Origin of the sequence: Streptomyces sp. MBT53, from assembly GCF_016654115.1 — a bacterium.
Taxonomy (GTDB): domain Bacteria; phylum Actinomycetota; class Actinomycetes; order Streptomycetales; family Streptomycetaceae; genus Streptomyces.
This window is the reverse complement of the sequence record NZ_JAEQAZ010000096.1, coordinates 1-19382: the sequence shown is the minus strand read 5'-3', so window position 1 is coordinate 19382 and position 19382 is coordinate 1. Positions and strand designations below refer to the sequence as shown.

14 protein-coding genes are annotated in these 19382 nt (G+C 68.9%); 12 read left to right on the top strand and 2 right to left on the bottom strand.

From position 1 onward, the window contains the following. The first annotated feature begins 32 nt into the window (after nt 1-32). The 11 genes from JHN45_RS30050 (at nt 33) to JHN45_RS30000 (ending at nt 15561) form a co-directional block, all read left to right on the top strand. On the top strand, nt 33-2657 hold the full coding sequence (locus JHN45_RS30050; protein WP_201051681.1) for a valine--tRNA ligase: 2625 nt from the start codon (nt 33-35) through the stop codon (nt 2655-2657). A gap of 130 nt (nt 2658-2787) precedes the next feature. Next, the gene (locus tag JHN45_RS30045; RefSeq protein WP_201051676.1) at nt 2788-4275 is read left to right on the top strand and encodes a folylpolyglutamate synthase/dihydrofolate synthase family protein; all 1488 of its coding nucleotides are present in this window, start codon (nt 2788-2790) and stop codon (nt 4273-4275) included. 6 nt (nt 4276-4281) lie between these two features. After that, the gene (locus JHN45_RS30040; protein WP_201051674.1) at nt 4282-4638 is read left to right on the top strand and encodes a DUF4233 domain-containing protein; all 357 of its coding nucleotides are present in this window, start codon (nt 4282-4284) and stop codon (nt 4636-4638) included. A gap of 78 nt (nt 4639-4716) precedes the next feature. Further along, nucleotides 4717-5130 (top strand): nucleoside-diphosphate kinase, encoded by a 414-nt coding sequence (gene ndk, locus JHN45_RS30035; protein WP_200709857.1) that lies wholly within the window; start codon nt 4717-4719, stop codon nt 5128-5130. Between the two features lie 297 nt (nt 5131-5427). Continuing rightward, nucleotides 5428-6447: a rod shape-determining protein gene (locus tag JHN45_RS30030; RefSeq protein WP_019065566.1), complete on the top strand. Its 1020-nt coding sequence runs from the start codon at nt 5428-5430 to the stop codon at nt 6445-6447. A 185-nt stretch (nt 6448-6632) separates the two neighbouring features. Next, complete coding sequence (gene mreC, locus JHN45_RS30025; protein ID WP_200709858.1) at nt 6633-7574, top strand: rod shape-determining protein MreC; 942 nt, start codon at nt 6633-6635, stop codon at nt 7572-7574. 19 nt (nt 7575-7593) lie between these two features. Next, nucleotides 7594-8262: a rod shape-determining protein MreD gene (gene mreD / locus JHN45_RS30020; protein ID WP_200709859.1), complete on the top strand. Its 669-nt coding sequence runs from the start codon at nt 7594-7596 to the stop codon at nt 8260-8262. A 165-nt stretch (nt 8263-8427) separates the two neighbouring features. Further along, nucleotides 8428-10692 (top strand): penicillin-binding protein 2, encoded by a 2265-nt coding sequence (mrdA, locus tag JHN45_RS30015; RefSeq protein ID WP_201051672.1) that lies wholly within the window; start codon nt 8428-8430, stop codon nt 10690-10692. Continuing rightward, nucleotides 10689-11885, top strand: coding sequence for a rod shape-determining protein RodA (gene rodA, locus JHN45_RS30010; RefSeq protein ID WP_201051670.1), 1197 nt, complete (start codon nt 10689-10691; stop codon nt 11883-11885). The genes mrdA and rodA overlap by 4 nt, the downstream gene beginning before the upstream one ends. 88 nt (nt 11886-11973) lie before the next feature. After that, entirely contained in the window at nt 11974-13500 is a 1527-nt protein-coding gene (locus JHN45_RS30005; RefSeq protein ID WP_201051669.1) for a CYTH and CHAD domain-containing protein, read from the top strand. Nucleotides 13501-13593: 93 nt separating this feature from the next. Further along, on the top strand, nt 13594-15561 hold the full coding sequence (locus JHN45_RS30000; protein ID WP_200709863.1) for a TIGR03960 family B12-binding radical SAM protein: 1968 nt from the start codon (nt 13594-13596) through the stop codon (nt 15559-15561). A gap of 486 nt (nt 15562-16047) precedes the next feature. Here JHN45_RS30000 and JHN45_RS29995 read toward each other — a convergent pair whose 3' ends face one another. Next, nucleotides 16048-16506, bottom strand: coding sequence for a hypothetical protein (locus JHN45_RS29995; RefSeq protein WP_200709864.1), 459 nt, complete (start codon nt 16504-16506; stop codon nt 16048-16050). Nucleotides 16507-16879: 373 nt separating this feature from the next. After that, nucleotides 16880-17770 (bottom strand): hypothetical protein, encoded by an 891-nt coding sequence (locus tag JHN45_RS29990; protein ID WP_236584273.1) that lies wholly within the window; start codon nt 17768-17770, stop codon nt 16880-16882. 366 nt (nt 17771-18136) lie between these two features. Here JHN45_RS29990 and JHN45_RS29985 point away from each other — a divergent pair, with 366 nt between their 5' ends. Then, entirely contained in the window at nt 18137-19288 is a 1152-nt protein-coding gene (locus JHN45_RS29985) for a glycosyltransferase (protein WP_307783225.1), read from the top strand. Nucleotides 19289-19382 lie beyond the last annotated feature (94 nt).

Below are 19382 nucleotides of genomic sequence, written 5' to 3'. Positions count from 1 at the left end.
GGAGCACAGGTATCGCCACCTAAACTGGCCCCGTGACCGAGAACGCTCAGCAGCAGCCATCAGCGCCCGACTCCGAACTGCCGACCCAGTACGCGCCGGCCGACGTAGAGGGGCCGCTGTACGAGCGCTGGGTCGAGCGGGGTTACTTCGAGGCGGACGCGAAGAGCGACAAGCCGCCGTACACGATCGTCATCCCGCCGCCGAACGTCACCGGCAGCCTCCACCTCGGACACGCCTTCCAGCACACGCTGATGGACGCGCTGACCCGTCGCAAGCGCATGCAGGGTTTCGAGTCGCTGTGGCTGCCGGGCATGGACCACGCGGGGATCGCCACCCAGAACGTCGTCGAGCGCGAGCTCGGCAAGGAGGGCAAGTCCCGCCACGACCTGGGCCGCGAGGCCTTCGTCGAGCGTGTCTGGCAGTGGAAGGACGAGTACGGCGGCAAGATCCTCGGCCAGATGCGCCGCCTCGGCGACGGCGTCGACTGGACCCGCGAGCGCTTCACCATGGACGAGGGCCTCTCCCAGGCCGTCCAGACCATCTTCAAGCGGCTCTACGACGACGAGTTGATCTACCGCGCCGAGCGCATCATCAACTGGTGCCCACGCTGTCTCACCGCGATCTCGGACATCGAGGTCGAGTACCAGGACGACGACGGCGAACTCGTCTCCATGAAGTACGGCGAGGGGGACGACACCATCGTCGTCGCCACGACCCGCGCCGAGACGATGCTCGGTGACACGGCTGTCGCCGTCCACCCCGACGACGAGCGGTACAAGCACCTCGTCGGCCGGCACATCAAGCTGCCGCTCACCGACCGCACCATCCCGGTCGTCGCGGACACGCACGTCGACCCGGAGTTCGGCACCGGCGCCGTCAAGGTCACGCCCGCCCACGACCCGAACGACTTCGCCATCGGCCAGCGGCACGACCTGGAGTCGCTGACCGTCATGGACGAGCGCGGTGTCATCACCGTCCACGGCCCCTTCGAGGGCCTGGACCGTTTCGAGGCCCGTTCCGCGATCGTCGCCGCACTGCGCGCCGACGGCCGGATCGTCGCCGAGAAGCGGCCCTACGTCCACTCCGTCGGCCACTGCTCGCGCTGCAAGACGACCATCGAGCCGCGCCTGTCCATGCAGTGGTGGGTCAAGGTCGCCCCGCTCGCCAAGGCGGCCGGCGACGCGGTCCGCGACGGCCGCGTCAAGATCCACCCGCAGGAGATGGAGAAGCGGTACTTCGACTGGGTCGACAACCTCCACGACTGGTGCATCTCACGGCAGTTGTGGTGGGGCCACCGCATCCCGGTCTGGTACGGCCCGGACGGCGAGGTCGTCTGCGTCGGACCGGACGACGAGCCGCCGAGCGGCGAGGGCTGGACGCAGGACTCCGACGTCCTGGACACCTGGTTCTCCTCCGGCCTGTGGCCCTTCTCGACCCTCGGCTGGCCCGAACAGACCCCGGATCTCAAGAAGTTCTATCCGACGGACGTCCTGCTCACCGGCCACGACATCATCTTCTTCTGGGTCGCCCGGATGATGATGTTCGGCCTGTACGCGATGGACGGCGAAGTCCCCTTCAAGACCATCGCGTTGACGGGTCTGGTCCGCGACCAGTTCGGCAAGAAGATGTCCAAGTCCTCGGGCACGGCGGTCGATCCGCTGGACTGGATGAACGCGTACGGCTCCGACGCCGTCCGCTTCACCCTGGCCCGCGGCGCCAACCCCGGTACGGACGTCCCGATCGGCGAGGACTGGGTCCAGGCCTCCCGCAACTTCGCCAACAAGATCTGGAACGCCACGCGCTTCGCGCTCATGAACGGCGCGACGATCGAGGGCGAACTCCCGCCCGCCGAGCGGTTGTCGGCCACGGACCGCTGGATCCTCTCCCGTCTCAACAAGACGGTCTCCCAGGTCGACGCGCTCTACGACGACTTCCAGTTCGCCAAGCTCTCCGACGCGCTCTACCACTTCGCGTGGGACGAAGTCTTCGACTGGTACGTCGAGTTGTCGAAGACCACGTTCATGGCGGGCGGCGAGCCCGCGAAGGTCTCCGGCCGCGTTCTCGGTGAAGTCCTCGACGTCACCCTGAAGTTGCTGCACCCGATCGTCCCGTTCGTCACGGAGACCCTCTGGACGACCCTCACGGGCGGCGAGTCGATCGTCGTCGCGGACTGGCCGAAGGACAGTGGCTTCCGCGACGAGGCGGCCGAGCGCGAGATCGAGACGCTCCAGCAGGTCATCACCGAGGTCCGCCGTTTCCGCGCCGACCAGGGCCTCCAGCCCGGCCAGCGAGTCCCGGCCCGCCTCACGCTGACCGGCACGGCCCTCGCCCCCCACGAGGCCGCCATCCGCCAGCTCCTCCGCCTCCAGCCGGAGGGCGACGCCTTCGCGGCGACGGCCACCCTCCCGGTCGGCGGCGCCACGGTCGCCCTCGACCTCTCCGGCACGATCGACGTGGCGGCGGAGCGGAAGCGTCTCGCCAAGGACCTCGCCGCCGCCGAGAAGGAGAAGGCCCAGGCGACGGCCAAGCTCGGCAACGAGGCGTTCCTGGCCAAGGCCCCGGACAACGTGGTCGACAAGATCCGAGGCCGCCTGACGAAGGCCGACGAGGACATCGACCGCATCAAGGCCCAGCTGGAGAGCCTGCCTCAGCAGTAGCCCACCAGGGGCGCGGGGCAGTGCTCGATTTGCGGCTCCGCCGCGTGAGCGCGACCAGCCACAACGTTCCCCGCGCCCGCCAAACAGGACCAGCCACCCCCATCCTTCGGCGCACCCCTAAACTGGCCCTGTGACTGACAGCGACCCGTTCGACGAGATCATCGAGGCCGAGACAGACCGCGACCCCGACCTCGCGGTCATCGAGGCCGGCAGCCGAACCCTCCGCACCCAGGGCACCGGCGCCCCCCAGGCCGACGTACCCGGTCGCCCCGACGACCCCGAGCTGGACGCCGCCCTCCGCGAGGTGGAGGCAGAGCTGGCCACCCGCTGGGGCGAGACCAAGTTGGAGCCGTCGGTCACCCGTATCGCCGCGCTGATGGACGTCCTGGGGGACCCCCAGCGCTCGTACCCCTCGATCCACATCACGGGCACCAACGGCAAGACCTCCACGGCCCGCATGATCGAGGCCCTCCTCGGCGCCTTCGAGCTCCGCACCGGCCGCTACACCTCTCCCCACGTCCAGTCGATCACTGAGCGCATCAGCCTCGACGGCGCCCCGATCTCCGCCGAGCGGTTCATCGAGACGTACAACGACATCAAGCCGTACATCGAAATGGTGGACGCCCAGCAGGAGTTCAGGCTGTCGTTCTTCGAGGTGCTGACGGGGATGGCGTACGCCGCGTTCGCGGACGCGCCCGTCGATGTGGCCGTCGTGGAGGTGGGGATGGGCGGCACCTGGGACGCCACCAACGTCATCGACGCCGATGTCGCCGTCGTCACGCCCATCGATCTCGACCACACCGACCGGCTCGGTGAGACGACCGGTGAGATCGCGACCGAGAAGGCCGGCATCGTCAAGCAGGACGCGACCGTGATCCTGGCGCAGCAGCCGGTGGACGCGGCGCAGGTGCTGCTGAAGAAGGCCGTCGAGGTGGACGCGACCGTGGCCCGTGAGGGGCTGGAGTTCGGGGTCGTGTCCCGGAGCGTCGCGGTCGGCGGACAGCTGATCAACCTGCGCGGTCTCGGTGGCGAGTACGAGGAGATCTACCTCCCCCTGCACGGGCCGTACCAGGCCCACAACGCCGCCGTCGCCCTGGCCGCCGTAGAAGCGTTCTTCGGGGTCGGGGCCCAGCGGCCCGATCCGCTCGCGATCGACACCGTGCGGAAGGCCTTCGCGTCCGTCACCTCGCCGGGGCGGCTGGAGGTGGTGCGGCGGTCGCCGACCGTTGTGCTCGACGCGGCGCACAACCCCGCGGGCGCCCGTGCGACCGCCGAGGCCGTGGCGGAGGCGTTCGACTTCAGTCGGCTGATCGGGGTGGTCGGGGCCAGCGGCGACAAGAACGTCCGCGGGCTGCTCGAAGCCTTCGAGCCGATGTTCGCCGAGGTCGTCGTCACGCAGAACTCCAGTCATCGCGCGATGGACGCGGACGAGCTGGCCGCGATCGCCGTCGAGGTGTTCGGCGACGAGCGCGTGCAGGTCGAGCCGCGGTTGCCGGACGCGCTGGAGGCGGCGATCACGCTGGCCGAGGAGGACGGCGAGTTCGCGGGCGGCGGTGTGCTGGTCACCGGTTCCGTCATCACCGTAGGTGAGGCCCGACTGCTTCTCGGGAGGGGCTGAGTTTCCGTGCGCACGCTCTGTTCTTCGACTCTGCTCGGCGAGTTCTTCGTGATCGGGTTCGCCGGTCTGGTCGCCATGAAGGACCCGGATCTGACCACGTCCACGGTGTGGACGGTGTGCGGGATCGCGATGTTCCTGTCGGTCGCCCTGTGCGGCGTGGTGACCCGGCCGGCCGGCATCGTGCTCGGCTGGGCGCTGCAGATCGCGCTGATCGCGGCGGGCTTCGTGGTGCCGTCGATGTTCTTCCTCGGGGTGATCTTCGCGGCCCTGTGGTGGGCGTCGGTGCACTACGGCCGGAAGATCGACGAGGCGAAGGCGCGGTTCGCGGCGCAGGCCGACCCCACTACACCTGACGCTGCGTAACGGACGCATGGACACGCCCTGTAGCCTCGGCTTTGTTGTGAGCCGCCCCGCACCATCATGATCAGAAGGAGTCCCGTCGTGACCCAGCGCACCCTCGTCCTGCTCAAGCCCGACGCCGTTCGTCGTGGCCTGACCGGCGAGATCATCAGCCGCATCGAGCGCAAGGACGGCTGGGGGATCACCGCGCTGGAGCTGCGCACCCTGGACCAGGACACCCTGGAGCAGCACTACGGCGAGCACAAGGGCAAGCCCTTCTACGCGCCGCTGGTGGAGTTCATGGCCTCCGGTCCGGTCGTCGCACTGATCGTCGAGGGCGAGCGGGTCATCGAGGGCGTGCGCGCGCTGGCCGGTCCGACCGACCCGATCGCCGCCGCGCCGGGCTCGATCCGCGGGGACTTCGGTGTCATCGTGCGGGAGAACCTGATCCACGCCTCGGACTCGGAGGAGTCCGCCGAACGCGAGGTGAAGATCTTCTTCCCGGGGCGTTCCTGAATCTCCATCAGCAGCCCGCACATCTCCATCCGTAACCCACATGCCTGACCAGGGACGGCCGCGATTTTCCGGCCGTCTCTTGGCATATGCGTGCCGATCGGGGGAACGAGTGCCCCCGTTGGGCCGTCTCCACAAGCGAGGCAGTGCCTCACATGCTGACAATGGCGAAGACCCTCGCGCAGTGTTCGTGATGGCGCGTCTACGATGGAAGCCTTCACGTCACTGCACCCACTTCGCCGACCTGAAAAGCCCTCAAAAGCTCCCGGGAAGGCCAGACGAATCCTGATGGGGAACTCAATGTCGTTCATCGGCCGTGACATGGCTGTCGACCTCGGGACCGCCAACACGCTGGTGTACGTCAGGGGTCGCGGGATCGTACTCAACGAGCCGTCCGTCGTCGCCATCAACACCAACACCGGTGGCATTCTCGCGGTCGGCTCCGAAGCCAAGAAGATGATCGGGCGGACACCGGGCAACATCGTTGCCGTACGTCCGCTGAAGGACGGTGTCATCGCCGACTTCGAGATCACCGAGCGCATGCTCCGCTACTTCATCCTGAAGATCCACAAGCGGCGCTATCTCGCCCGTCCCCGTGTCGTCGTCTGTGTGCCCTCGGGCATCACGGGCGTCGAGCGCCGTGCCGTCATCGAGGCGTCGTCCCAGGCCGGGGCGCGTCAGGTGCACATCATCGAGGAGCCCATGGCCGCGGCCATCGGTTCCGGCCTGCCGGTCCACGAGGCGACGGGCAACATGGTGGTGGACATCGGCGGCGGCACCACGGAGGTCGCGGTCATCTCGCTCGGTGGCATCGTCACCGCCCAGTCCATCCGCGTCGCGGGCGACGAGTTGGACAACGCGATCATCCAGCACATCAAGAAGGAGTACTCGCTCCTTCTGGGTGAGCGGACGGCTGAGCAGATCAAGATCACGATCGGTTCCGCGTACGACCTCGACGACGACCAGCACACCGAAATCCGCGGCCGGGACCTCGTCTCCGGCCTGCCCAAGACCGTCGTCATCTCCGCCGGCGAAGTCCGCAAGGCGATCGAAGAGCCCGTCAACGCGATCGTCGACGCGGTGAAGACGACCCTCGACAAGTGCCCGCCGGAGCTCTCCGGGGACATCATGGACCGCGGAATCGTTCTGACCGGCGGTGGAGCCCTGCTGAAGGGTCTCGACGAGCGGCTGCGCCGGGAGACCGGAATGCCGATCCACATCGCCGAGGACCCGCTGGACAGCGTGGCGCTCGGCTCCGGCAAGTGCGTCGAGGAGTTCGAGGCGCTCCAGCAGGTTCTGGACGCCCAGCCGCGCAGATGACGTAACGCTTCGATTCCGCCGTACGGGATGATCTCTTCTCGTGCGGCGGATCGTTGATACGGAGGCATAGGCTCCGTCATGGGCCTCCATTCACATCTGACGGGCCCTCGTACACACCTGCACACCCGCACATCTGCATACCCGAACCTCTGCACATTTCTATGAGGAAGGCACGGCCGCCGCACGTGAGGGACACACGAGAGAGCCGGCTGCTCCTGGTGCTGCTGATCGCCGTCGCGTTCGCGTTGATCACGGTGGACATCCGGGGAGGGCAGGACTCGCCGGTCGAGGGTGCCCGCCGGGCCGCGGCCACCGTGTTCGGCCCGATCGAGAACGGCGTGTCGTCCGCCGTGAACCCGGTCGGCGACGCGATCTCCGCGGTCCGCGACTCCGGTGAGCGGCACGACCGGCTCGCGCTCCTGGAGAAGGAGAACGCGGCCCTCAAGGCGAAGCTCGGCAGCGACGACCGCAACCGCAGCCGCCTGACCCAGCTCGACAAGATGATGAAGGTGGCCGGCGAGGGCCAGTACGGCATCAAGGGCGCCCAGGTCATCGCCATAGGAGCCGCGCAGAGCTTCTCCTGGACGATCACCATCGACGTCGGCGCCAACGACGGCATCAAGCGCGACATGACCGTCCTCAACGGCGACGGGCTGGTCGGCCGCGTGACGACCGTAGGCCCGGACGCCTCGACTGTTCTCCTCGCCAACGACCCCGACTTCACCGTCGGCACCCGCATGGAGGGCAACGACGAACTCGGCTTCGCCTCCGGCGAGGGCGACGGCCCGCTGCGCGTCGAACTCCTCAACGGCAAGGCGGAGGTCCAGAAGGGCGACCGTCTTGTCACCTTCGGCTCGCAGGCCGACAAGCCGTTCGTGCCCGGTGTCCCGGTCGGTGTCGTCTCCCGCGTCGACCCCTCCGGCGGCGGCCTGACCCGCACGCTCTACGTCACGCCGTACGTCAACTTCACCAAGCTCGACATCGTCGGCGTGGTCGTGGAGGCCCCGAAGAAGGACCCCCGCGACACGGTCCTGCCGGCGAAGCCCAAGCCGACCCCGATCCCGACGGTGACCGTCACGGTCACCCCGTCCGCGAACGCGCCGGTCGACGGCCAGCAACAGCAGTAGGAGCTAGGAGCCCTTCCCCATGCGTGTCAACCGGATCCTGCTCTCCGTGCCGCTGGTCGTCGTCGCCATGGTGATCCAGGTGAGCGTCCTCGCCCGCCTCCACCTCCCGGGCGCCGTCCCCGACCTGCTCCTCCTCACGGTCCTCGGCCTCGCCATGGTCTACGGCCATGTCACCGGCGCCCTCATCGGCTTCGGCGCCGGCCTCCTCGCCGACCTCGCCCCGCCCGCCGACCACGCGGCCGGCCGCTACGCGCTGGTGCTCTGCGTGATCGGCTACCTCGCGGGCCTCGCGAAGCCGGAGAACGGCCGCCTGAAGTCGGCGAGCGGCCCGATGGCCGTCGTGGTCGCCGCCGCGATCGGCTCCACCCTCCTCTACGCCGGTGTCGGCGCCCTCGTCGGCGACACCGCCGCCCGCCATGTCGGCCTGCCCAGCCTGCTGTTCACGGCCGCCCTGTACGACCTGCTGCTCGCCCCGTTCATCGTCCCCGGCGTCATGGCGCTGGCCCGCCGCGCCGACAACGACCCCCTCGCCGAGACGAACGCCGCCAAGTCGGCCGACATCTCCTCGGGTTGGCTCTCCTCCGGCACCGGTCTCAAGATCGGCGGCCAGCGCGGTGGCCTGCGGATGAAGACGGCTCGCGCGCGGGTGGCCCGGGCCGGGCGCATCAAGGGGGTCAAGCGGCTTTGAGGGCCCAGGAGTTGGCGGCACGGGAGTCGGCGTACGGCCACACAGGTAGGTCGTATATGACTCATACACACAGCGACTCGTACACGCACTGAGAGGGGGAGGCAGCACCAATGACCAACGCCCACCCGTCTCCCACCACCACCCTCAAAGGGATGGGCTACGCCCATGACTAACATTCCGGAGACCGGACGGACTCCACGGGTTCAGATCAGGCTCGTCGTCATCCAGATCCTCGTCCTCTCCCTCCTCGGCACCCTCGGCGGGCGCCTCTGGTACCTGCAGATCCGTGAGGGCGCCGCGTACCAGAAGGAAGCGTCCGGCAACCATGTGCAGCAGGTCGTCGAGCCCGCGGTGCGCGGTTCGATACTGGACGCGCGCGGTGTGCCCCTCGCGGACAACGAGACCCGGCTCGTGGTCTCCGCCTCCCGCACCGACCTGCTGAAGCAGGCCGACGACGGCAAGGCCGTCCTCACCAAGCTGGCCGGAGTCCTGGGCCTGAAGCCCGAGGACGTCATCCAGAAGGTCCGGCTGTGCGACGCGAAGACCCCGCAGCCCTGCTGGAACGGCTCGCCGTACCAGCCGATCCCGATCACCGACGAGGCCACCGCCAAGCAGGCCCTGCAGATCCGCGAGCGCGCCGAGGACTTCCCCGGCATCACCGCCGAGCCCGAGGCCGTCCGCCGTTACGCGGCCCCCGGCGACGCCAACGCGGCCCAGGTCCTCGGCTATCTCTCGCCGGTCACCGACGACGAGATCACCCAGGCCAAGGACTCCGACTCGCCGTATCTGCGCTCCGACCAGGTCGGCCGCTCGGGCCTTGAGCGCCAGTACGACAAGGAGCTGCGCGGCAAGGCCGGCGTCACCCGTTACGAGGTCGACAACCTCGGGCGTGTGATCGGCAAGGCCAAGTCCGATGCCCCGGAGCCCGGTTCGAACCTCGTCACCAGCATCGACGCCCGCGTGCAGCGCGTCGCCGAGTACCAGCTCGACAAGGCGATGAAGACCGCCCGCCAGCAGTTCGACAAGATCACCGGCGAGAACTACAAGGCCGACTCCGGTGCCGTCGTCGTGATGGAGGCCAAGACCGGCCGGATCGTCGCGATGGCGTCCGCGCCGACGTACGACCCGAACGTCTGGGTCGGCGGCATCTCCGCCAAGGACTACAAGCAGCTCACCGGCAAGAACTCCGACTACCCGCTCCTCAACCGGGCCATACAGGGTCAGTCGGCGCCCGGTTCGACGTTCAAGGTGGTCTCCACGGCCGCCGCGGTCGAGGCCGGCTACGCGTGGGACGGCGGCTACCCCTGCACGAGTTCGTACTCGGTGGGCGGCCAGGTCTTCAAGAACTTCGAGGGCGAGAACTTCGGCCCCATCTCCCTGGGCCGCGCGCTCGAAGTCTCCTGCGACACCGTGTTCTACGGTCTCGCGGACGCCCAGTGGAAGAAGGACGGCGGCATCAACCCGAAGAAGGGCGAGCCGAAGGACTACTTCTACAAGGCGGCCCACCAGTTCGGCCTCGGCAAGACCACCGGCGTCGACCTCCCGAACGAGGTCACCGGCCGCATCCCGGACCGCAAGTGGAAGCAGGAGACCTACGAGGCCAACAAGGCCTACTGGTGCAGGACCGGCAAGAAGGGCGGCACGTACGTCCAGCAGATCGCGTACGAGAACTGCCTCGAAGGCAACAAGATGCGTGAGGGCGACTCGATCAACTACTCCATCGGCCAGGGCGACACCCTCGTCACGCCGATCCAGGAGGCCATGATCTACGGCGCCCTCGCCAACGGCGGCACCGAGTACGTCCCGACCATCGGCAAGGCGATCGTCAGCGCCGACGGCAAGACCGTCCAGGAGATCAAGCCCCAGGTGAAGGCCAAGCTGCCGATCAGCGCGGCCACGCACAAGGGCATCGACAAGGCCCTCGCGGGCGTGGTCACCAGCGGTACCGCCGCCTGGAAGTTCCAGGGCTGGCCCCAGGACAAGATCACGCTGCACGCCAAGACGGGTACCGCCGAGGTCTACGGCAAGCAGACCACCTCGTGGTTCGCGACGTACACCAAGGACTACACGGTCGTCATGACGATCGCCCAGGCCGGTACCGGTTCGGGCGCCTCCGGTGAGGCCGTGCGCAACATCTACAACGCGATGTACGGCGTCCAGGCCGACGGCTCCATCGACAAGAAGAAGGCGCTGCTGCCCACCCCGCAGACCAGCCTCCCCAAGGTCCGCGCCGACGGCACGATCGCCTCCCCGAAGATCACCGCCGACCCGGCCAAGGAGCTGGAGAAGCAGCAGGAGAAGGCGACCCAGGGCGGTGTCACGGCCACGGACGACACCCAGCCGCCCGCCACCTCGCCCTCCCCGACCACCACCAACAGCAACACCCGCAGGCGCCCGCGCAGAAGGGGAAGCCGGAGGATGCTCACATGACCGGCAACAGCTTCTCCGTTTCCGGATACGGCCCCGAGCGGGCCGGCTGGACCCGGGTCTTCGCCCGTGACTCGCTGGCCCGCCGCCTGGACTGGCCGATACTGCTCTCGGCCATCGGCCTGTCCCTGATCGGCTCGGTGCTGGTCTTCTCGGCGACCCGCAACCGCACCGAGATCAACCAGGGCGACGAGTACTACTTCCTGATCCGGCACCTGATGAACGCCGGCATCGGCATCGCCCTGATGATCGCCGTCATCTGGGTCGGCCACCGCACCCTGCGCGTCGTCGTCCCGTTCCTGTACGGCGCCTCGGTGTTCGGCATCCTGCTGGTGCTCACCCCGCTGGGCTCCACGGTCAACGGCGCGCACTCCTGGATCGTGCTCGGCGGCGGCTTCTCGCTCCAGCCCTCGGAGTTCGTGAAGATCACGATCATCCTGGGCATGGCGATGGTGCTCGCCGCCCGGGTCGACGCGGGCGACAAGCCCTACCCCGACCACCGCACGGTCCTCCAGGCCCTGGGCCTGGCCTCCGTCCCGATGATGATCGTCATGCTGATGCCCGACCTCGGGTCGGTCATGGTCATGGTCATCATCGTGCTCGGCGTCCTGCTGGCCTCCGGCGCCCCCAACCGCTGGATCTTCGGACTGCTCGGCGCGGGCGCGATCGGCGCGATCGCCGTCTGGCAACTCCACATCCTGGACGAGTACCAGATCGCCCGCTTCGCCGCCTTCGCCAACCCGAGCCTCGACCCGGCCGGCGTCGGCTACAACACCAACCAGGCCCGCATCGCGATCGGCTCCGGCGGCCTCACCGGCGAGGGCCTCTTCCACGGCTCGCAGACGACCGGCCAGTTCGTCCCCGAACAACAGACGGACTTCGTCTTCACGGTCGCGGGCGAGGAGTTGGGCTTCGTCGGCGCGGGCCTGATCCTCGTCCTCCTGGGCGTGGTCCTGTGGCGCGCCTGCCGCATCGCCCGCGACTCGACCGAGCTCTACGGCACGATCGTCGCCGCCGGGATCGTCGCCTGGTTCGCCTTCCAGTCCTTCGAGAACGTCGGCATGACCCTCGGCATCATGCCCGTCACCGGCCTGCCCCTGCCCTTCGTCTCCTACGGCGGCACCTCGATGTTCGCGGTGTGGATCGCGGTGGGCCTGCTCCAGTCGATCAGGGTCCAGCGCCCCATGTCCGCGTAGCCGTTACCTGCGGGTTCGCTCGGATTTCCCCAGGGTTCATTTGGGACGCCCCCTGCCATCCCGGCCCGTCAGCAACTAGATTCAGTTCATGGCGGACACAAAGCGCGAGATCGAGCGTAAGTACGAGTCCGACGAGAGTGGTCTGCCCGACCTGACCGGCGTCGCCGGTGTCCGGGCCGTCATCGACAAGGGCGTCGCGAACCTGGACGCCGTCTACTACGACACGGCCGACGAGCGCCTGGCCAAGGCCTCGATGACGCTGCGCCGCCGCACCGGCGGTTCCGACGCCGGCTGGCACCTGAAGGTGCCGGTCGCGCCCGGGGTCCGCGACGAGATCCGCGAGCCGCTCTCCGACACCGTGCCGCGCACCCTCGCCGGGCTGGTCCGCTCCCGGGTCCGCGAGGCCGAACTGCTGCCCGTGGTCCGGCTCCGCTCCGACCGTGACGTACGCCACCTCGTGGACGCGGACGGCACGCTGCTCGCCGAGGTCAGCGTGGACGCCGTACACGCCGAACGCCTCGCCGACGGCGGCGCCACCGCGCAGTGGACCGAGATCGAGGTCGAGCTGGCGGACGACGGCGACCCGGCCTTCCTCGACAAGGTGGAGAAACGGTTGCGCAAGGCGGGCGTACGACCGTCCTCGTCCGCGTCGAAGCTGGCGCGGGCGCTCGCGGAGACCGCTTCGAAGCAGCCGAAGAAGGCGAAGAAGCGCAAGGCACCCCCGGCCCCCGAGGAACCCCGGACCGCCGGTGACCACGTCCTCGCCTACGTCCGCGAGCAGCGCGACGCGATCCTCGAACTCGACCCCGCCGTACGACAGGACGCCTACGACTCCGTGCACCGCATGCGGGTCGCCACCCGCCGGCTGCGCAGCACCTTCCGCTCCTACGGCAAGGTCCTCGACCGCACGGTCACCGACCCGGTCGGCGATGAACTGAAGTGGCTGGCAAGCGAGTTGGGCGTGGACCGGGACCGCGAGGTGATGACCGAACGCCTCACCGCGGTCCTCGCCGAACTGCCCCGCACCCTGGTCTCCGGCCCGATCCGCACCCGGATGCGCACCTGGGCCAACGCCCGGCGCGGCGGCTCGCGCCGCAGGCTCATCGGCGTCCTGGACTCCAAGCGGTATCTCGCGCTGCTCGACACCCTGGACGGGCTGGTGGCCGAACCGCCGCTGCTGCCGGACGCGGCCGGCACACCGGAGAAGGTGATCGGCAAGGCCGTACGCAAGGACTTCGAAAAGGTCTCCGCGCTCGTGGCGGAGGCGATCGACGCTCCACCCGGCGCGGACCGCGACCTCGCCCTGCACGAGGCCCGCAAGAAGGCCAAGCGCACCCGGTACGCGGCGGAGACGGCGAGCCCCGCGCTCGGCGCCCCGGCCCGTGGGCTGGCCAAGTCCATGAAGTCCCTGACCAGCCTGCTCGGCGAGCACCAGGACAGCGTCATGGTCCGCGAGACCCTGCGCGAGCTGTCCGCGGTGGCGCACGCGGCGGGGGAGAACTCGTTCACGTACGGGGTGCTGTACGGGCGGGAGGAGCAGCGGGCGGCGGCGGTGGAGGCCGCGCTGCCGGAGGCGTGGCAGGCGATCGTGGCCGAGGGGTCCGTGCAGGGCTGACGGCCGGGGCGTACGGGTTACGGGTGAGGTCCGGGATCGCGTTAGTCTGGATGGTCACCCGTCCGTTCAGTACCGCTCACGAAGGTTCGCGAGATGCCTGCCGAAGTCGCTGCGGCCGCAGAGTCCGTGTTTCCGCAGCTCGAAGCCCTGCTCCCGCATGTGCAGAAGCCGATCCAGTACGTCGGAGGCGAGCTCAACTCCACGGTGAAGCCGTGGGAGTCGTGCGACGTCCGCTGGGCGCTGATGTACCCGGACGCGTACGAGGTCGGCCTGCCCAACCAGGGCGTCATGATCCTCTACGAGGTTCTGAACGAGCAGGAGGGCGTCCTCGCCGAGCGCACGTACAGCGTGTGGCCGGACCTGGAGGCGCTGATGCGGGAGCACCGCGTCCCGCAGTTCACGGTCGACAGCCACCGCCCGGTGGGCGCCTTCGACGTGTTCGGCCTGTCCTTCTCCACCGAACTCGGCTACACGAACATGCTCACGGCCCTGGACCTGGCGGGCATCCCGCTGGAGTCCAAGGACCGGACGCTCGACGACCCGATCGTGCTGGCGGGCGGCCACGCGGCCTTCAACCCCGAGCCGATCGCGGACTTCATCGACGCGGTGATCATCGGCGACGGCGAACAGGCCGTCCTCGACATGACGAAGATCGTCCGAGGCTGGAAGGCGGAGGGCCGCCCCGGCGGGCGCGAGGAGGTCCTCTTCCGCCTGGCGAAGACGGGCTCGGTCTACATCCCCGCGTTCTACGACGTCGAGTACCTGCCTGACGCCCGTATCGCGCGCGTGGTCCCCAACAAGTCGGGCGTCCCCTGGCGTGTCTCGAAGCACACCGTCATGGACCTCGACGAATGGCCGTACCCGAAGCAGCCCCTGGTCCCCCTCGCGGAGACGGTCCATGAGCGCATGTCGGTGGAGATCTTCCGCGGCTGCACGCGCGGCTGCCGCTTCTGCCAGGCGGGCATGATCACCCGCCCGGTGCGCGAGCGGTCGATCACGGGCATCGGCGAGATGGTCGAGAAGGGCCTGAAGGCGACGGGCTTCGAGGAGGTCGGCCTGCTGTCGCTCTCCTCGGCGGACCACTCGGAGATCGGCGACATCGCGAAGGGCCTGGCGGACCGGTACACGGAGGACAAGATCGGCCTGTCCCTCCCGTCGACCCGCGTGGACGCCTTCAACGTCGACCTCGCGAACGAACTCACGCGCAACGGCCGCCGCTCCGGCCTCACCTTCGCCCCCGAGGGCGGCTCGGAACGCCTCCGCAAGGTCATCAACAAGATGGTCTCGGAGGAAGACCTCATCCGCACGGTCTCGACGGCGTACGGCAACGGCTGGCGCCAGGTCAAGCTGTACTTCATGTGCGGCCTCCCGACGGAGACCGACGAGGACGTCATGCAGATCGCCGACATGGCGACGAGGGTGATCGCCGAGGGTCGCAAGGTCTCCGGCCAGAACGACATCCGCTGCACGGTCTCGATCGGCGGCTTCGTCCCCAAGCCCCACACCCCGTTCCAGTGGGCCCCGCAGCTCTCGGCGGAGGAGACGGACGCCCGCCTCACGAAACTCCGGGACAAGATCCGCGGCGACAAGAAGTACGGCCGCTCGATCGGCTTCCGCTACCACGACGGCAAGCCCGGCATCGTCGAGGGCCTGCTCTCGCGCGGCGACCGCCGCATCGGCGCGGTCATCCGCGCGGTCTACGAGGACGGCGGCCGCTTCGACGGCTGGCGCGAACACTTCTCCTACGAGCGCTGGATGCGCTGCGCGGAGAAGACCCTGCCGGCGTTCGGCGTGGACGTCGACTGGTACACCACCCGCGAGAAGACCTACGAGGAGGTCCTCCCCTGGGACCACCTGGACTCGGGCCTCGACAAGGACTGGCTCTGGGAGGACTGGCAGGACGCCCTCGACGAGACAGAGGTCGAGGACTGCCGGTGGACGCCTTGTTTTGACTGCGGGGTGTGTCCGCAGCTCGGCCTGGACATTCAGATCGGCCCGACCGGTAAGAAGCTTTTGCCTCTGACGGTCAAGGGTGCTGCGAGCAGCGGGCATACGCACTGACGTGAGTGAGGCGTTGCGGTGCATTGCGGAGGCCCTGGAGGACGGCGGCGAGGAAGAGGCGGCTGCCGTCCTGAGGGCGCTCGGGGCGCAGTCCGGACGGCAGCCCATCGTGCGAGAGATGCCGTGGACGCCGCTGCCGCCGCCAGGAGCCTCCTTGGGGATTCACTCTGAGGTGTGGAGTGGGTCTGAGGTCCGCGAGGCCCTTAGCCTGAAGTTTGAGGCGCTGCACGGCTGAAGTGCGGCCTGGTCCATGTGCTCAGCTGGCGGACCGGTCCTGCGGTTGCCATTCACGGGGTCAGTTCCGGGATGGCGGCGGGGGCTCGGTGACCCCCAGGTCATGCCGGGCCAAGGCGTAGAACGCGTCGCGTTTCTGGTTGACCCGCTGTGAGCCGCGGATCCATCCCTCCGGGTCTTGCCTCTGCTCTCGTGCAGAGGATGGCGGGCGATCGCGGATCGCGTCCGCCGCCGAGGCGGGTGTTGTTGCTTCTACTGCGGGTAGCCCTGTTCGCCCATGCACTGCTTGAAGATCTTCTCGTGCATGGTGGCGCTGTAGGCATCGGTGAGGGTGTCGAGTGACTGGTCGCCGGTGTTGCTGCCGCTGGGGTAGGCCTGGTCGGCGACTGTCTCGCAGTGGGCGCGTGCCTCGGTCTCGGTGAGCTGCACCTGGGGGTTGCTGGGGATGCTGGCGGTTCCGATGGCGTCTTGCCCGTCCTTGCCGTCTTTCCCTGCTGGTCCGGTGAGGCCGATCGGTCCGGGTGGACCCGCTGGTCCGGGAGGACCTGAGGGGCCGGCGCGGCCGGGCCGGCTGGCCTTGTGTTCCAGGTTGCTGATCTGTGTCTGTTGGACGATGAGTGCGGTGGATTGTGCGGCGAGGACGGCGATGAGGACGCCCGCGAGGATGACGTGCCTCCGCGATCTTCGCGCGGGTGTGGTGTCGCTGCTCATTTACCCCCCAAGGTGTGTGGCGAAAGTGTAAGGGGGGTGTGGCGAGACCGTGGCGTCGTAGTCGAGGCCTCGCTCGTCTGCATTGAGCCTCGCCTTTTGGTTGAGGCCGGGGCGCTCGTGCGGCGCCCCTACGTGGTGGGGAGCTGTCCGGGCTTGGTCTCGATGATCTTTGTTTTGGTGCAGCCCTCGGCCCCGAGTGCCTGTTTGCGTGCGCCCGCAGATGGACACGTCCATCCAGATCGGCCCGACGGGGAAGAAGCTGCTGCCGTTGACGGTGAAGCAGCCTGCGGGGACGGGTGGCGGGCACGCGCACTGAGGGTGCGAAGGGGGTCCGATGGAGCGGAAGCCGGTCCGGCGGACCCCCGTTCACAAGTTAGGGGACGACCGTCCCGCCGTTGACGGCGCCGGTCGCCGGTCGCCGGTTCATCTCGGCCCAGACGTTGCCGGTGTTGGTGCCGCAGTTCAGGATCGCCGGGTTGGGACCGTTGGAGTTGAACCCGCAGGTGATCTCGTAGACCCGTCCTGTGGTGGTCAGGACGTCGAACTGTACGCCCGAGGACGTCGGGTGCTCGCTCACGGCGGTGCCGCACGGTAGACCCGCGGCACCGCCCGCGGGGTATCCGGTGTGGTTGGTGAGGTCGGTCCACAGCATCGGGTTGGCCTCGCTGCCGGTGAGGTCGCGAATGCCTGCGTAGTAGCGCCCGTTGGTCAGTACGCTGCGGTACTCGACGTTGCCCTGGGGGTGGTAGGCGTCGATGTCGGAGCAGGGGCCGGTGGCACCCTGCGGTCCGGCGGGGCCTTGCGGTCCGACGGCTCCGGCGGGGCCTTGCGCGCCCTGGGCTCCGGCGGGGCCCATGGGGCCGGCGGGTCCGATGGGTCCTTGCGCGCCCTGCGCTCCGGCAGGTCCAGCAGGTCCGACGGGTCCGATGGGGCCCTGCGCTCCGGCAGGTCCAGCAGGTCCGACGGCTCCGGCGGGGCCCTGCGGTCCAACAGATCCGGCAGGTCCGGCCGGGCCCGGGTCACCCTTCGGGCCAGCCGGACCCGGGTCGCCCTTCGGGCCCTTGGGCCCGGTAGGCCCGGTCGGGCCCTTGCAGTGGTCCTTGCCGCCGGACTGGGTCGCCTCGGACTTGTGATGGTGGTGCGGCTTGCAGTCGCCGCCGCCGTTGCCGGCTGCCGCTCTGACCTGTTCGGGCATGGTCCGTGCCGCCGCGGTGGCCGGGCCGGCCGCTCCGGCCGCCAGGGCCAGTGCGAGCGAGGCCACCATGCCCGCTTTCCTGAACCTGTTCCGGGCCAGTGGCCCGAGCGGCGATGTTCGGAACTCAGGACTCATCCACATGCTCCTTGCTCGACCGGTTCGGGTGATCTCCCGAATCCGAGTGCGAGCTTGACCCGGGCGAACCGGGGTGACCCCCGTAGTGGCGCGGAACGCGCCATTTATCGTCGTATCGGACTAATCGATGCGTGCTGATGGGGCATTTTTTACCTGCGATCACCCGTCCGGGCTAAGTCGCCGCTGTTCGGGGGCTCTCGGGCGCGGTCCTCCGCGTGGATGGGTGGGCGGGGAGCGGGTGCGTGCCACTGTGGCGCGCGTGTTTCCGACGGGACGTCAGCGTCCGGGACGGGTGAGGCCGTGAAGCAGCAGACCCTCTGCCTGTGCATGATCGTCAAGAACGAGTCGCTCGTGATCGAGCGTTGTCTGGAGGCCGTTCGCCCTCTCATCGATTACTGGGTGATCTCCGACACCGGGTCCACGGACGGCACGCAGGATCTGATCCGCAAGGTGCTGGACGGTGTTCCGGGCGAACTCCACGAGGAACCCTGGATCGACTTCGGGCACAACCGCACCCGGAACATCCAGCTCGCCCGCGACAGGGCCGACTACCTGCTCACCCTCGACGCCGACCACGTCCTGCGGCAGGACGCCCCGCTGCCGCGGCTGACGGCCGGCTCGTACATGCTGCGCTACGACGGCCCCGGCACCCAGCACCGGTTCAAACACCTGATGCGGGGCGACTGGCTGTGGCGCTACGAGGGCGTCACGCACGAGTACCCGTGCACCGACGAGCCCGACACCCAGGAGAACCTGGGCGCCCTCGTCATCGAGGACCAGGCCGACGGCGGTTGCCGCGGCGACAAGTTCGAGCGGGACGCGCGCCTGCTGCGCCGTGAGCTGGAGCGCGCCCCGGACAATCCGCGCACCGTCTTCTATCTGGCCAACACCGAACGCGACCTCGGGCACGCGGAGGAAGCGATCGCCCTCTACGAGCGTCGCGCCGGGATGGGCGGCTGGGGCGAGGAGGTCTACTGCTCGCTCCTGGAGGCGGGGGTCCTGCGGGCGGAGCGGACCGACGACTGGCCTGGCGCGATGGACGCGTTCTCCCGGGCGTGGGACGGACGCCCCCAACGGCTGGAAGCCTGCTACGAGTTGGCGTCCCGCCTGCGTCTCGCGGGCCGCCACCGCACCGCGTACGCCCTGCTCGTCGACGTCGTCGGCAGACCGGAACCGGACGATCTGCTCTTCACCCAGCCCTGGGTGTACCGATGGGGGCTCCTCTTCGAGTTCTCGATCACCGCCTACTGGGTGGGCGAGTTCGCGGCCTCCGTCGAGGCATGCGACAGGTTGCTGGCCCTGCCGGACCTGCCCGCCTCCGTCCGCCGACAGACCGTGGCCAACCGCCAGTTCTCCGTCCCGCACCTCGCCACCATTCCCGGACCGTCCGATCCCGTGCGCAGGCCGAAGGTCTCGCGGGCGGGCAAGGCGGCCAGGGGGAAGAAGAAGTAGGGGGCGGGTCGGGGTTCATGAACTCCACGGGGCGTCAACTCCACGGGGCATCCGGGGAAGCCAGCCGGGCCAACGCCGCCGCGTCCTCCGTGTC

Coding starts and splice junctions, on each gene's coding strand:
- JHN45_RS30030 (WP_019065566.1), top strand. CDS start 5,428: ATGTCGTTCATCGGCCGTGACATGGCTGTCGACCTCGGGACCGCCAAC.
- JHN45_RS30000 (WP_200709863.1), top strand. CDS start 13,594: ATGCCTGCCGAAGTCGCTGCGGCCGCAGAGTCCGTGTTTCCGCAGCTC.
- mrdA (WP_201051672.1), top strand. CDS start 8,428: ATGACTAACATTCCGGAGACCGGACGGACTCCACGGGTTCAGATCAGG.
- JHN45_RS29990 (WP_236584273.1), bottom strand. CDS start 17,770: ATGGTGGCCTCGCTCGCACTGGCCCTGGCGGCCGGAGCGGCCGGCCCG.
- rodA (WP_201051670.1), top strand. CDS start 10,689: ATGACCGGCAACAGCTTCTCCGTTTCCGGATACGGCCCCGAGCGGGCC.
- JHN45_RS29995 (WP_200709864.1), bottom strand. CDS start 16,506: ATGAGCAGCGACACCACACCCGCGCGAAGATCGCGGAGGCACGTCATC.
- mreD (WP_200709859.1), top strand. CDS start 7,594: ATGCGTGTCAACCGGATCCTGCTCTCCGTGCCGCTGGTCGTCGTCGCC.
- JHN45_RS30005 (WP_201051669.1), top strand. CDS start 11,974: ATGGCGGACACAAAGCGCGAGATCGAGCGTAAGTACGAGTCCGACGAG.